This window comes from Acidovorax sp. ACV02, from assembly GCF_014851475.1.
GTDB lineage: Bacteria > Pseudomonadota > Gammaproteobacteria > Burkholderiales > Burkholderiaceae_C > Acidovorax > Acidovorax delafieldii.
In genome coordinates this window covers 22,110-36,016 of record NZ_JACUZU010000013.1, presented here as the reverse complement: position 1 = coordinate 36,016, position 13,907 = coordinate 22,110, and the positions used below count along the sequence as shown (strand labels likewise).

Here is a 13,907-nt window from a genome sequence, read left to right as displayed (position 1 = left end):
TCCATTGCGCCCAAGGAGCCCCATGCGCCCCGTGAGCCCCCCATTCCCCTTCCTTCACCTTCCAGCGCGCCCCGCACTGCTGGTACTGGGCTTGGCCGTCCTGGCCCCGCTGTCTGCAGCCGCCCAAGACACCTCCCGCATCGCCCGTGTCACCGTCTACCCCGGCAGCGCCACGGTAGAGCGCGTGGCCAAGGTGGCCGCTGGCGCACGCAGCCTCACGCTGGCCTGCCTGCCCGCGTCGCTGGATGTGCAAAGCCTGCAGATCAACGCCGACCCCGCCGTGCGCGTGGGCGAGTTCAATGTGCTCACCGAAGACCGCGACGTGGCGGCAGGCTGCGCCAGTCCGCTGGACGGCCGCATCCGCGAGCTGGAGGACCAGATCGCGGGGGTGAAGGCCGAGGCCTCGGCCCTGCAGCTGGTGGACGGCTATCTGCGCAGCGTGGCGCAAACCGGCGCGGGCCCGGAGTCGGCAGCGCCTGCCACTTCCGCCCCCCGTGCTGCCACACCGACGCCCGCACAGATCACCGCCACTGCCGAGGTCCTGCGCAAATCCGGGCAGGACAGCTTTGCACGCGCGCACCAGCTCCAGCGCAAGCAGGAGGCACTGGAGCTGGCCCTCAAGCCGCTCGTGGCAGAGCGCGACCGCGTGGCCAGCCAGCGTGCGCGGGTGGTGTCAGTCACCATCAACCTGGCTACCGAGCGCGAGGCTGAGCTGCGCCTGTCCTACCAGGTGCGCGGCCCCGGCTGGCAGCCCAGCTACCGCGCCACGCTGGATGCGAACAAATCCACGGTGCTGATCGAACGCCAGGCGCTGGTGGCCCAGAACAGCGGCGAAGACTGGGGCAGTGTGCAGCTGACCCTGTCCACCGGCCAGCCGGGCCGCGCCACTCAAGGGCAACTGCCCCGCCCCTGGTGGCTGAACGTGGCACCGCCCCCTCAGGCCTCGCCCGCGCCGGCCATGGCGATGGCGCCTGCGCCCGCACCGGCCATTGCGTCCCTGTCCCGGTCCCGCAATGCCGCCGAGGAAGCCATGCCCACCTTTGACGTGAGCGCCCTCGACAAGGGGTTTGCCACCGAGTTCGCCGTGCCCCAGCGCATCACCGTGCCCTCCAGCGGCCAGCGCGTGACGCTGGCGCTGGGCAATCACAGCGCCCCCGCCACGCTGGTCACGCGCACGGCACCGGCCATGGAAGAAGCCGCCTACCTGGTTGCCCACATTGCCCAGCCGCCCGGCGTGTGGCCGGCAGGCGCAGCAGGCCTGTACCGCGATGGCGCCTTTGTGGGCAACGGCCGCATCGACTTTGGCGCGCCCAGTGCAGGCGCCCCAGCCGGCAGCACCAGCCTGTCGTTTGGCCGCGATGAACTGGTCACCGTACGGGCCGAGCCCGTGCAGGATCTGACGGGCAGCAGCGGGTTTACCGGCTCGCGCGTGGAGCGCAAGACGCGCCGGACCTACAGCGTGGAGAACCGCCACAAGACGGCCATCACGCTGCAGGTGCTGCATGCCGCACCAGTGTCGCGCAACGAAAAGATCGAGGTCGAATCGCGCTACCAGCCCCAGCCGTCGGACACAGCCTGGAACCGCACGCCCGGCACCGTGTCCTGGCAGCAGACTTTGGCAGCCGGGGCCAGCGCACAGTTCAGTGCCGAGCACACCATCCGCTACCCCAAGGACGTGGAGCTGATCGAACGCCAGTGACCTTGGCAACACGGTGACTGGCCCTCCAAAGACCCCGCGCAACGGCGTGTCGGTCACAATCCGCCCCAGCGATCACATTGGTGCCACCAAGCCCCCAGGAGCCCGCCGCCATGAGTTACCAACACCTCCTTGTTGCCGTTGACGGCAGCCCCACCGCTGACCACGCTGTGAACGAAGCCACGGGCCTGGCCAAGGCAACGGGTGGACGCATTCGCCTGCTGAACGTGATGGACCCTTTGGCCCACATCAGCGGTTTTGAGCGGCCCGAGGTTTACAGCCAGGAGGTGCTGCCCCGCCTGCGCCAGGCGGGCGAGGCGTTGCTGCGCCGCGCCCAAGAGCGCGTGGCGCAAAGCGGTGTGCCGGTGGACACGGTGCTGATCGAAAACCTGGATGCCCGGGTGGCTGACCTGGTGGTGGAACACGCGCGGGCCTGGGGCGCCGACCTGATCGTGCTGGGCACCCACGGGCGCCGTGGCCTGGCACGCGTGCTGATGGGCAGTGATGCCGAGCAGATTGCCCGCACCGCCCCCGTGCCCGTACTGCTGGTGCGCCTGCCTGCCGGGGCAGACGGCGGTGCCGCCAGCGCCTGATCAATTTTCCGTCGCGACATGACCGCTTCCGAGCCACTGCCACCCCTTGCCCCCCTGCGCCCCAGCGTGCGCTTCATGCTGTCCCACCCCGCCCACTTCATGGCGCTGGGCTTTGGCGCGGGCCTGGCCCCCAAGGCGCCAGGCACCGTGGGCACGCTGTGGGCCTGGCTGGCCTACCTGGTGCTGCAGCAGTGGCTGAACCCGCAGCAAATGGGCCTGTTGATCGTGATCAGCACCGTGGTGGGCTGGTGGGCCTGCACCACCACAGCGCGCCACATGCGCGTGGCCGACCCCGGCAGCATCGTGTGGGACGAAGTCGTGGCCTTCTGGCTGGTGCTGTGGCTGGCCATGCCCATGGGGCTGTGGGGGCAGGTGGTGGCGTTTGGGCTGTTCCGCTTTTTTGATGCTGCCAAACCTGGCCCGGTTGGCTGGGCCGACAGCCTGTTCAAGGGCTTTGGCTGGCGCGGGGGCTGGGGTATCTTGTGGGACGACTTTGTGGCAGCCTTCTGTACCTTGCTGGTCATCGCACTGTGGAGGTTCTGATGGCACCCACGTCACTATCAAAAAGTGAGCTGCTAGCGCAAGAAGTACAAGCGCTTGAGGCCAATTTGACGCAAATATCGCTGCGTTTGCTGGCCCGCCGCCACATGCTGGCCACCGCCGAAAGCTGCACCGGCGGCATGATCGCCGCCGCCTGCACCGACCTGTCGGGCTCGAGCCAGTGGTTCGAGCGCGGCTTTGTGACCTATTCCAACGAGGCCAAGGCCGAGATGCTGGGGGTGCCCCCCGGCCTGATCGAGCAGCACGGTGCGGTGAGCGAGCCTGTGGCACGCGCCATGGCCGATGGTGCGCTGACCCACTCGCGCGCGCAGGTCAGCCTGGCCGTGACCGGCGTCGCGGGCCCCACAGGCGGCACCGAGACCAAGCCGGTGGGCACCGTGTGGTTTGCCTGGTGCGTGGGCGGCGAAACCCACAGCGAGATGCAGCACTTTGCCGGGGACCGCGCCGCCGTCCGCACGGCCACGCTGCGATACGCCCTGAAGCGGCTGCTCAGCCTGCTGCCTGCCTGACCTCGCTGGCAAGATCCCCGGCCCCGGCATGAGCGGCCGCTGTCGTCCACAAGACAGGGCTTCACCCGCCCCTTGCCACACCATACGGCCATGACAACGAAACCCTCCTGGTTTGACGGCTTTGCCACCCGGCGCATCAGCACCTCGGGCGCGGAGATCTTTGTGCGCACCGGCGGCACCGTGGGCGCACCCCCGCTGCTGCTGTTGCACGGCTTTCCGCAAACCCATGCGCTGTGGCATCGCGTGGCGCAGCAATTGGCACGCGACTACTGTCTGGTGCTGCCGGACTTGCGCGGTTATGGCGACTCATCCCACGCGCCCGGCCTGCCCGACCACAGCAACTACAGCAAACGCGCCCTGGCGCAGGACATGGCCGAGGTGATGACCACGCTGGGCCACGACACGTTCTACCTGTGCGGCCACGACCGGGGCGGCCGTGTGGCCCACCGCCTGGCGCTGGACCACGCCGCGCGTGTGAAGAAGCTGTGCGTGATCGACATCGCCCCCACGCTCGACATGTACGCGCGCACCGACATGGAGTTTGCGCGCGCCTATTACCACTGGTTTCACCTGATCCAGCCCGCGCCGCTGCCCGAGACCATGATCGGCGGCAACGCCCGCGCCTACCTGCACGCCAAGCTGGGCGGCTGGGGCAGCGCGGGCCTGGCCCACATCGAGCCACAGGCCCTGGCCGATTACGAACGCTGCTTTTGCACACCCGAAGCCATCCACACCGCCTGTGAGGACTACCGCGCCAGTGCGGGCGTCGACCTGGACCACGACCGCGACAGCCGCGCGCGCGGCGAAAAAATAGCGTGCGACACCCTCGTGATCTGGGGTGCGCACGGCGTGGTGCACCGGCTGTTCGATCCGCTGGCACTCTGGCAGGCGCAGTGTGCGGGCGTGGTCACTGGCCAGGCCGTTCCGGCGGGGCACTTCATCCCCGAACAATTGCCCGAGGCCACGGCCCAGGCGCTGAGCGCCTTCATGCACTGACGACCAGGTCCGACACGGCCCGAAAGGGCAATCGAAAGGCTCTGCCGTGCATTTGTTCACGCGCTGCGCGGCCACCATGCCCCGTGCAGTGCGCACAGGTGACATCGCGTTCCTAGAATCCGCCGCTTCGCACGCTGCGGAACCCATGGCCAGCACCGGTGGCTGGTAAGCCATCACCTTCCGCAGCGCCCCCACTGTGCCTTGCCGATTGCGTGACCATGCCTCCCTTTACCGCGACCCAGAACCAACTGCTCACCGAGCATCTGCGCAGCTTTCTGCCAGGCATTGAGCCCGAGGCGCTGGAGCTGCTGCGCGCCCAGCTGGAGTGGGTGGAGGTGCCCGGCGGCAGCACGCTGATGGCGCAGGGCGAGCCCGGCGAGTCGATGTACCTCACCGTGAGCGGCCGCCTGCGTGCCTATGTGCGCAGCGATGACGGCAGCATCGGCCCGCAGCGCCGTGTGGCCGATATGGGCCGGGGCCAGGTGATTGGCGAGATCAGCCTGTTCACCGACGCACCCCGCGCCGCCACCGTGGTCGCCGTGCGCGACTCGGTGCTGGTGCGACTGACCAAGGACGTGTTCAAGACCCTGCTGGCCAGCAGCGCCCAGGTATCGATTGCGCTCACGCGCCAGATCATCCAGCGCCTGCAGTCGGGCGCCGCCACCCATACGGCCGCGCAGGAGCGCCCGGTGGCCATGGGCCTGCTGCCGGTGAGCAGCGGCGTAGACCTGCAGGCTTTTGGCCAGCGTCTGGCGCGCCACCTCGGCACGGTAGGCCGCGTACGGGTGGTGGACTCGACCACCGTGGACGCCGAATTGCAGGAGCCCGGCATTGCGCAGCGCGAAGGCGCCGACGCCACGGCCAACCGCCGCATTGCCATGCTGCTCGACGATATCGAGGCCCGCAACGACTTTGTGCTGCTGCTGGCCGACCCCGAGCCCACCCCCTGGACGCGCCGCGTGAGCCGCCACTGCGACGAGTTGCTGCTGCTGGCCGACGCGCAGGCCGAGCCCGCCATCCACCCGATTGAAGAAAACTGCCTGCTGCGCCGCGCGCCCCTGGCCGAGGCCGCCGAGATCCTGGTGCTGCTGCACCCGGAAGGCACCCAGTGCCCGCGCGGCACCCAGCAATGGCTGGACCGCCGCCCCGTGGCCGACCATGTGCACGTGCGCCCCGCCCTCGACCGCGACATGGCGCGCCTGGCCCGCATCCAGAGCCGTACCGCCGTGGGCCTGGTGCTGGCCGGTGGCGGCGCGCGCGGTTTTGCGCACCTGGGCATCTACCGCGCGCTGCAGGAAGAAGGGGTGGAAATCGACTGCGTGGGCGGCACCAGCATCGGTTCGGTGATGGCCGCGTATGTGGCGTCCGACCAGCCGCTGGCGACGGTGATGGCCAACGCACGCGAGGCATTCCGCACCAACCCCACGGGCGACTGGAGCCTGCTGCCGCTGATGTCGCTCATCAAGGGCCGCCGACTGCGCCACATCCTGCATGACGCCGTGGGCCGGCTGGTGGGCTTTCCGGCCCAGGTCGAGGACCTGTGGAAGAACTACTACTGCGTGGCCACGAACTACTCGCGCGCCAGCGAACAGGTGGTGCGCCGTGGCAGCCTGGTGAAGTCGCTGCTGGCCAGCATCTCCATCCCCGGTGCATTGCCGCCTGTGGTGCACGAGGGCGACCTGCTGTGCGACGGTGGCACGTTCAACAACTTCCCAGTGGATGTGATGCGCAGCAGCATGCGCGGCGTGGGCACGGTGATTGGTGTGGACCTGAACTTCCGCAAGCCACGCCGCATCGAGCTGGACGACATCCCCAGCAGCTGGGCCCTGCTGCGCGACAAGCTGCGCCCGCGCGCCCAGCGGCGCTACAAGCTGCCCTCGCTGGCCAGCTACCTCATGCAGGTCACCATCCTGTACAGCATGTCGCGCCAGCGCCAGTCGCAGCAGCTCACAGACCTGTACTTCAACCCCCCCATGGACCGCGTGGGCATGCTGCAGTGGAACCGGTTCGAGCAGATCGTGCAGCAGGGGTATGCGCACGGCATCCAGGTGCTGGACGCATTGGACGACACCAAGCGGCGGCGCATCGGTGGGTTGCGCACCGGCTGAACGCACATCGCCGCGCAGGTCCCCCAGGTGGCATGCAGCGTTCCGGCCGGGGTGTAGCATGGACGCCCTTGAGGAGGAGAACCCATGCACCCCAACGCCCAGACCCTGCAACGCTTCTACACCGCGTTTGCGCAACTGGACCATGCCACCATGGCGGCCTGCTATGCCCCCGACGCCACGTTTGACGACGAGGCCTTTTCCCTGAAAGGCCGCGAGCAGGTGGCAGGCATGTGGCGCATGCTGTGCACTGCGACGAAAAAGCCCGGCGCCGCCGAGCACTGGAAGCTGGAGTTCAGCGGCATCGACGCCGATGCGCAGGGCGGCAAGGCGCACTGGGAGGCGCACTACCTCTTCAGCGCCACCGGGCGCAAGGTGCACAACATCATCGACGGCACCTTCACCTTCACGCCCGACGGGCTGATTGCCACGCACCGTGACCGCTTCAACTTCTGGCGCTGGGCCCGGCAGGCGCTGGGCGCGCCGGGCCTGCTGCTGGGCTGGTCGCCTTCGCTCAAGCGCAAGGTGCGGAGTACGGCAGCGGGGAATTTGAAGAAGTTTCTGGCGCAGGGTTGACCCCGCACCGGCTGGCGGACACCACCCACGCACAAGGAAACGCCATGCAAGTGCAAGGCCAATGCTATTGCGGTGCAATCGCCTACGAAGCGCAGGTGGAGCCCGGCACTGCGACGGTGTGCCATTGCACGGACTGCCAGGCGCATTCCGGCTCCGCCTTCCGTACCAACATCCCGGCCCCAGCGGCAGGCTTTCGACTCACCCGCGGCACACCCCGCACATACATCAAGACGGCGGCCAGCGGCAACCGGCGTGTGCTGGCCTTCTGCGACGTCTGCGGAAGCTCGCTGTATGCCTGCGCGGCCGACAATCCGCAGACCTATTCCCTACGGCTCGGAACCATCACGCAAAGGCACGAGCTGGGCACGCCGCAGCGCCAGATCTGGACGCTGCGCCGCCTTGCGTGGGTCACCTTGCCAGAAGACATCGACGCGTTCGACGAACAGCCTTAGCGCCCCCGGCAGCAGGACGCTGCGAGAAAAGCGCGGGCCTATCAGCCTCCCGCGCTTTTGCTACAAGCGCAACCCGCTATCAAAAAAGTAGTGCCAGAGGTTAGGCTTACGCGCCGTGGCATTTCTTGTACTTCTTGCCACTGCCACAGTGGCAAGGATCATTGCGCCCGGGCTCGGGCGCCTTGCGCACCGTCTCCACGCGCGGGCCCATGCTCTTCCACAGCTGGCGCAGGTCGTACACGGCCCAGATGGCTTCGCCGAAGGCTTCCACGCGCGCCTGGCTGGTGCTGGGGGGGCCGTCTTCGTCGTACATACAGACTTCGGGCTTGCCGGTGTCGTCTTCGGTCAGGGCGACGATGCGCTCCAGCGCATCGTCCAGCCACTTGGCAGCTTCCTTGTCGCGCGGGGCGGCCCAGTCTTCGGGCCAGTTTTCCACCGCAAACATGAAGCCCAGCGCCCACACCTGGCCGAAGGACGGGATCTCCTGGTCGTCGCCCATCTCGGCACGCTGCTCGTCGGTCAGGCTGGCCACGGCGCCGCGCATGTCCATGGCTTCGGGCTGGAAGGTGCGGTCGTCGTCCAGCGTCTTCACATCGGTGTCGAGCTGGGCCACGATCTCGTTCCAGCGGCGCATCCACAGGTCCATGAAGCGGGCTTGCTGGGCGGCATCGGCAAACGCGGGCAACTGCGGCAGCGGGTCGCCTTCGGCCACATCCAGCTCGGCGCCGTCGCCCAGCAGCATGGGCAGATATTCGGCCGGGCCGATGGGGCGGCGGCTGCAGATCAGCGCGGTCATGAAGCCATCGCAGAACTCCCACTGCGGGATTTCCTCGCCGCGCGCGCGCAGGTCGTCGAGGATGTTGTCCATCTCCTCCAGCTCATCCGGGCCCAGCGCAGCGGCCGGGGCGGTGGTGGGGTCGAGATCGTCGGTGGCGGGGGTGGGCGATGCAGGTTCGGTCATGGGAGGACTCCGGTCGTCAAGGGAGAAAGCGGGGGCGGCAAAACAATGTTTTACTTTTATGATGCGCAGGCCTTGTGCCGTGGCGCGGGCCACGGCGGCCAGGGGTGGTGGCGGGGCAGAAAAAAGCGCCGAGCGCCATCCGGCAACCCCACAAAAAGGCGGCCAGTGTAGCCCCTGCGCCCTCCACTCGCGCCACCGACCCCAACCAGGACGCCCCATGATCCACCAGCTCAACTCCCTCTACCCGGTGCGCTACACGGCCTTTGCGCTGTGCGTGTTCGGGCTGCTGCTGTCGCTGTTTGCGCTGGTGGCCTTTGGCGTGGGGCTGCCCGTGGTGCTGGTGTTTGCGGCGCTGGTGGCCCTGGGCGTGTACGACTTGCAGCAGTCGCGCCACGCGATCCTGCGCAACTACCCGGTCATTGGCCATATCCGCTTCATGCTCGAATATGTGCGGCCCGAGGTGCGCCAGTATTTCATCGAAAGCGACAGCGAGGCCGCGCCGTTTTCGCGCGCGCAGCGCTCGCTGGTCTACCAGCGCGCCAAGGGCGACCCGGACAACCGCCCCTTCGGCACGCACCTGGACGTGGGCGCACAGGGCTATGAATGGGTGAACCACTCGCTCGCGCCCACGCAGCTGCCGTCGCACGACTTCCGCGTGTGGATCGGTGGCAGCCCCGATGCGCAGTCGCCGTCCGTATCGCCCTGCACCCAGCCCTACCACGCGAGCGTGTTCAACATCTCGGCCATGAGCTTTGGTGCGCTGTCGGCCAACGCCATTCTGGCGCTCAACCAGGGCGCGAAGAAAGGTGGCTTTGCGCACGACACGGGCGAGGGCAGCATCAGCCAGCACCATCGCGTGCATGGCGGTGACCTGATCTGGGAGATCGGCTCGGGCTACTTTGGCTGCCGCAACCCCGATGGCACCTTCAGCGAAGAGCGTTTTGCGGCCAATGCCACCGACCCGCAGGTCAAGATGATCGAGCTCAAACTCAGCCAGGGCGCCAAGCCGGGCCACGGTGGCGTGCTGCCGGGGGCCAAGGTGACCGCCGAGATCGCGGCTGCGCGCGGCGTGAAGGAGGGCGAGGCCTGCATCTCGCCCGCCAGCCACAGCGCCTTCCGCACGCCGGTCGAGATGATGCAGTTCATCGCCAAGCTGCGTACGCTTTCTGGCGGCAAGCCCACGGGCTTCAAGTTCTGCCTGGGCCACCCATGGGAGTGGTTCGCCATCGTCAAGGCCATGCTGGTCACCGGCATCACGCCCGACTTCATCGTGGTTGATGGCGCCGAGGGCGGCACGGGCGCGGCGCCCGTGGAGTTCAGCGACCACGTGGGCGCGCCGCTGCAGGAGGGCCTGCTGCTGGTGCACAACACGCTGGTGGGCGTGAACCTGCGCGACCGTGTGCGCATTGGCTGCGCGGGCAAGGTCATCAGCGCTTTCGACATCGCGCGCATGATGGCGCTGGGCGCCGACTGGTGCAACGCGGGGCGCGGCTTCATGATGGCGCTGGGCTGCATCCAGGCGCAAAGCTGCCACACCGGCCACTGCCCCACGGGGGTGACCACGCAAGATCCGCTGCGCCAACAGGCCCTGGTGGTGCCCGACAAGGCCACGCGCGTAGCGCAGTTCCACCGCAGCACCTTGCACGCGTTGCAGGAGCTGGTGCAGGCCGCCGGCCTGCACCACCCCAAGGACATCACAGCCCACCACATCGTGCGCCGCATCAGCGACACGGAGGTGCGCCTGCTGTCCAACCTCATCACCCGCATGTTGCCCGGTGCGCTGCTGGGCCCGCTTGACGCGCAGCACAACGTGTTCCGCCTGTACTGGCCGCTGGCCAGCGCGCACAGCTTTCAGGCCAGCGAGCCGGCGCTGGAACCCTCCATCCCCCACCATGTCGAGCTGGTGCATGCTGCAGCCGTGGGCACCGCAGCGGCGGTGGCGGGGGACGCTGCTGTATGAATCTGACGATGGACGCATCCGCCCCCACCCACACCACCGCCCCGGACTACGCCGCCTTTTTGCAGCAACAACTCGCCACCCAGCCGCACAACGTGATGGCCCACGTGCTGGGCGATGAGCAGATCTGGATCAAGCGTGCGGGCGCGCCCCACGGCACGGGCCGCTACCGCGCCATGGCCGTGCTGGCCGCCCTGCTGCGGCTGGACGCCCTGCGCCCCGTGCCCAACCCCGGCGGCCCCGCGGCCATTGCCACCGAAGTGCAGCGCCTGCGTGACCTGGCCGCGCGCGGCATCCGCGTGCCCGTGGTGCTGGCCGCCTTGCCCCATGGTTTTGCCATGCGCCACCTGGGCCACACGGGGGAAGAGATTCATTCGCTGGGCAACGAGATCGACCATGCCGTGCTGGCGGGCGACACGGCCACCGTTCTGGCGCTGTGGCAGCAGGGGCTGGACACGCTGGCCCTGGTGCACCGCCAAGGCACGTGCCTGAGCCAGGCCTTTGCTCGCAACATGGTGCGCTGCCCCGATGGCGAAGTGGCCTGCATCGACTTTGAGGACGACCCCGCCGCCGTGCTGCCACTGGCGGTGTGCCATGTGCGCGATGCGCTGTGTTACGCGCATTCCACCGCGATCTACCTGCACAACAGCGGCACGCTGGCCGAGGGGCGCGAGCGCTGGGCGGCGTGGGTGGCGCAGGGGAGCGAGGAGATGCGGGCGGTGCTGGCCACCAGTGTCCGGCGGATGGGGTGGATGCGGAATCTGCCCACCAACCGCAAACTGGGGCGGGATTTGCAGCGGGTGCGGGCGGCGTATGACCTCTTGGCTCAAGGCTAGATCAGCCAGCAGGTCGGGTTAGCCGCTGGCGTAACCCGACAAGCCATGCCCGTGGAAGAAAACGTCGGGTTAGACCGCGCTACCCCAACCTACGCTAGCCACAGCCAAGCAGCAATCCCCAAGCAGCCCACCGAGAGCACGACAAAAATCCAGTAGAGACCGGGAATGCCCCCCACTGCAGTGATTTCGTTCGATTGCGCGCCCTCCTGCTCGGCGCGCGACAAAGGATCCACACCAACAGCCCGACCGGAAGATGGCGGTATGGCCCAGACTTTGTGGCCGGATGTCCGGTTGAACTGAAACGCATCAAAACCGAGGTAGGCGAAGAAGCCTGAGAGGACAAGATACCCCAACGGCCCCATACCGGTCCTTGCAGCAGAAACTAATCAATGCGTGATCAGGCCGCCGCCGTGGCGGGCGCCTCTTCCAGCACCAGCGCAGTCGCCACATCCGCCCCCAGGTTCGCCAACCGCTTCCGCATGCAGATCACCGCCTTGTCCTTGCTCAGCAAAATTGCCCGGTGCGCCGCCGCCAGGTCGATGAACTTCTGGTCGTCCGCGTCCTTGCACACATAGGCCACCTTGGGTGCGATGTCTACCAGACGTGCCTGCGCATCAAACGCTGCCAGCACCTGCGCGGCACCCACGCGGTAGTAGTCCATGCGCTCTGCGATGTGCGGATAGGCCAGCACGCGCTCCAGCTCGTCGCGCATGACCTGCGTAGCGATCCACAACAGACGGCCTTGGACCAGCAGCGTGCGCAATGGCACGGTGCGCGGGTCGCTGAAGATCAGCAGGTCCAGCGCCACGTTGGTATCCACCACCACAGGGCGCGCCGGCTCGTCCGCCGGGGCCTCGGCGGGCAGGGGCAGTTCAACCTTCATGGCGTGGGCTGCCGTCGGGGGCAGGCTTGGTAGCCCGGTCGCGCACAGCACCCTTGATCATGTCGAAGCGGAACATGCGGCATTCGATGGGCCCGTTCCACATGGGCACGCGGCGCGATTCCTTCAGGCGCATCTTGCCGGGCAGTTTCAGGTCGGGCGTGAGCATCCAGGCCGTCCAGCCGCTGTAGTTCTTCTTCCAGTGCGTGGCCAGCTGGCTGAAGAACTCGCCACCGTCTTCGGTCTGCGCTTCTTCGCGGCCCACGGCCATGCCCTGGGCGCGGTCGGCGGCGCGCTCGCTGGCGTTGCGGCCTGCAGTGCCGGCGGCGGCAATGCGCTCGCCGTAGGGTGGGTTGAGCAGCATCACACCGGGTTGCTCACAGGGTGGCATGCGCTGCAGTGCGTCGCCGCCGCGCAGCTGCACGGCGTCGGCCACGCCCGCGCGCTCGGCGTTGCGCTGCGCAAAATCAACCATGCGGAAGGCGACATCACTGCCAAACAGGGGGACAGCGCTAGTGCATATTGCACTTTCAGCTTCGTTTTTTATAGCACTCCAGACATGGGCCTGGAACGGCAGCAGTTTCTCGAACGCAAAGCGCCGCAGCATGCCCGCCGGGATGCGGCAGGCGATCTGTGCGGCCTCGACCACGATGGTGCCGCTACCGCAGCAGGGGTCGTACAGGGGCTGTGGGTTGTCGCCATGCGGGTCCCAGCCGCTGGCGGCGATCATGGCGGCGGCCAGGGTTTCCTTGAGCGGCGCGTCGCCCTTGTCCTCGCGCCAGCCGCGCTTGAACAGCGGCTCGCCCGAGGTGTCGATGTAGATCGTGGCTTCGTCGGTGGTCAGGTGCAGGTGGATGCGCACATCGGGCCACTGGGTGTTCACATCGGGGCGCACGCCGCTCTTGTGGCGGAAGCGGTCGGCCACCGCGTCCTTGACCTTGAGGCCCGCGAAGTTCAGGCTCTGCAGCGGGCTGTGCTGGGCCGTCACCTCGACCTTGAAGGTCTGGCGCGTGGTGAACCAGATCTCCCAGGCCACCTCGCTGGCCATGGCATAGAGGTCGTTCTCAGACCGGTAGGGGCGGTGCGCCAGTTGCACCAGAACGCGCTGGGCCAGGCGGCTGTGCAGGTTGAGCTGCATGGCCTGGCGCCACGAGGCGCGCAAGAGCACACCGCCCCGGCCCACCAGCAGGTCTTGCCCCGTGAGGCCGGTGATGCCATGCACCTCGTCGGCCAGAAAGCCCTCGACGCCCGCAGCGCAAGGGAGAAAAAGTTGGAGTTGGTTCATGTCGATGGGGAGGATACGCGCTCGGACAATGCATGGGAATCCGGCGTGCCTGCGCGGGCCAGCAGCAGCTGACGGATGGAGTCTGGGATGGGAGCAACCTTGCGGCTGGCCTTGCCGATGAAGACGATGCCGATCTTGCCGCGCGCCACCTCACGGCCCGTGGCTTTCTCGGTCATGCGAAAAACCAAGTCAAAACCGTAGCGATTGAAGTCCGCAGGCGCCATCTCCACCCGCATGGTTTCGCCGTGGAAACCTTCGGACTTGTACTGAGCCACGATATCGCCCACCACGATGGACAGCCCGCCCACATCGGCCTCGGGGTAGCCGAGTGACTGAAAGAAGCGCACCCGCGCTTCGGACACCAGGCTGAGCAACTGCGCGTTGTCCAGATGCCCGCCCTGGTTCACGTGGCTGATGTAGATCTGCAGTTCGGTGGCAAAGCCGAAGTGCGGTGGGAGGTCGAAGACGATGCGGGCCATGGTGGGCTGCGGTGGGCAATA

At 67.7% G+C, this 13,907-nt stretch carries 14 protein-coding genes; 10 read left to right on the top strand and 4 right to left on the bottom strand.

Annotated features, from left to right (window positions below; all coding sequences use genetic code 11):
• Positions 1 to 22 precede the first annotated feature (22 nt).
• The 8 genes from IB236_RS23115 to IB236_RS23080 all read left to right on the top strand — a co-directional run bounded on the left by IB236_RS23115 (position 23) and on the right by IB236_RS23080 (position 7,488).
• Complete coding sequence (locus tag IB236_RS23115) at positions 23 to 1,699, top strand: DUF4139 domain-containing protein (protein WP_192422357.1); 1,677 nt, start codon at positions 23 to 25, stop codon at positions 1,697 to 1,699.
• Between the two features lie 110 nt (positions 1,700 to 1,809).
• Positions 1,810 to 2,289 carry a universal stress protein gene (locus IB236_RS23110; RefSeq protein WP_056747817.1) on the top strand — a complete coding sequence of 160 codons (480 nt, stop codon included), beginning with the start codon at positions 1,810 to 1,812 and terminating at the stop codon, positions 2,287 to 2,289.
• Positions 2,290 to 2,307: 18 nt separating this feature from the next.
• On the top strand, positions 2,308 to 2,832 hold the full coding sequence (locus tag IB236_RS23105) for a phosphatidylglycerophosphatase A (protein WP_192422356.1): 525 nt from the start codon (positions 2,308 to 2,310) through the stop codon (positions 2,830 to 2,832).
• Positions 2,832 to 3,359 carry a CinA family protein gene (locus tag IB236_RS23100; protein ID WP_192422355.1) on the top strand — a complete coding sequence of 176 codons (528 nt, stop codon included), beginning with the start codon at positions 2,832 to 2,834 and terminating at the stop codon, positions 3,357 to 3,359. The genes IB236_RS23105 and IB236_RS23100 overlap by 1 nt, the downstream gene beginning before the upstream one ends.
• A 90-nt stretch (positions 3,360 to 3,449) precedes the next feature.
• On the top strand, positions 3,450 to 4,355 hold the full coding sequence (locus tag IB236_RS23095) for an alpha/beta fold hydrolase (protein ID WP_099731920.1): 906 nt from the start codon (positions 3,450 to 3,452) through the stop codon (positions 4,353 to 4,355).
• 218 nt (positions 4,356 to 4,573) lie between these two features.
• A complete protein-coding gene (locus IB236_RS23090; protein WP_192422354.1) occupies positions 4,574 to 6,463 on the top strand; it encodes a patatin-like phospholipase family protein in 1,890 nt (629 codons plus the stop codon).
• Positions 6,464 to 6,547: 84 nt separating this feature from the next.
• A complete protein-coding gene (locus IB236_RS23085) occupies positions 6,548 to 7,036 on the top strand; it encodes a nuclear transport factor 2 family protein (protein ID WP_121941225.1) in 489 nt (162 codons plus the stop codon).
• A 44-nt stretch (positions 7,037 to 7,080) separates the two neighbouring features.
• Positions 7,081 to 7,488, top strand: a complete 408-nt coding sequence (locus tag IB236_RS23080) for a GFA family protein (RefSeq protein ID WP_192422353.1) — start codon at positions 7,081 to 7,083, stop codon at positions 7,486 to 7,488.
• A 106-nt stretch (positions 7,489 to 7,594) separates the two neighbouring features.
• Here the strand turns inward: IB236_RS23080 and IB236_RS23075 are convergent, their stop codons facing one another.
• Positions 7,595 to 8,449 carry a YecA family protein gene (locus IB236_RS23075; protein WP_099731916.1) on the bottom strand — a complete coding sequence of 285 codons (855 nt, stop codon included), beginning with the start codon at positions 8,447 to 8,449 and terminating at the stop codon, positions 7,595 to 7,597.
• Positions 8,450 to 8,666: 217 nt separating this feature from the next.
• On the opposite strand from IB236_RS23075, the gene IB236_RS23070 reads away from it, so the two are divergent.
• Both IB236_RS23070 and IB236_RS23065 read left to right on the top strand, forming a co-directional pair.
• Positions 8,667 to 10,409: an FMN-binding glutamate synthase family protein gene (locus tag IB236_RS23070; protein ID WP_192422352.1), complete on the top strand. Its 1,743-nt coding sequence runs from the start codon at positions 8,667 to 8,669 to the stop codon at positions 10,407 to 10,409.
• Positions 10,410 to 10,417: 8 nt separating this feature from the next.
• Positions 10,418 to 11,242 (top strand): hypothetical protein, encoded by an 825-nt coding sequence (locus tag IB236_RS23065; RefSeq protein ID WP_192422351.1) that lies wholly within the window; start codon positions 10,418 to 10,420, stop codon positions 11,240 to 11,242.
• A 397-nt stretch (positions 11,243 to 11,639) separates the two neighbouring features.
• Here the strand turns inward: IB236_RS23065 and IB236_RS23060 are convergent, their stop codons facing one another.
• Genes IB236_RS23060 through IB236_RS23050 form a run of 3 tightly spaced genes read right to left on the bottom strand, consistent with a single transcriptional unit; the run spans position 11,640 to position 13,886 of the window.
• A complete protein-coding gene (locus IB236_RS23060) occupies positions 11,640 to 12,125 on the bottom strand; it encodes a putative toxin-antitoxin system toxin component, PIN family (RefSeq protein ID WP_192422350.1) in 486 nt (161 codons plus the stop codon).
• Positions 12,115 to 13,407, bottom strand: coding sequence for a class I SAM-dependent RNA methyltransferase (locus IB236_RS23055; protein ID WP_192422349.1), 1,293 nt, complete (start codon positions 13,405 to 13,407; stop codon positions 12,115 to 12,117). The genes IB236_RS23060 and IB236_RS23055 overlap by 11 nt, the downstream gene beginning before the upstream one ends.
• Positions 13,404 to 13,886, bottom strand: coding sequence for a thioesterase family protein (locus IB236_RS23050; RefSeq protein ID WP_192422348.1), 483 nt, complete (start codon positions 13,884 to 13,886; stop codon positions 13,404 to 13,406). Before IB236_RS23050 ends, IB236_RS23055 begins: the two co-directional genes overlap by 4 nt.
• Between the last annotated feature and the right edge of the window lie 21 nt (positions 13,887 to 13,907).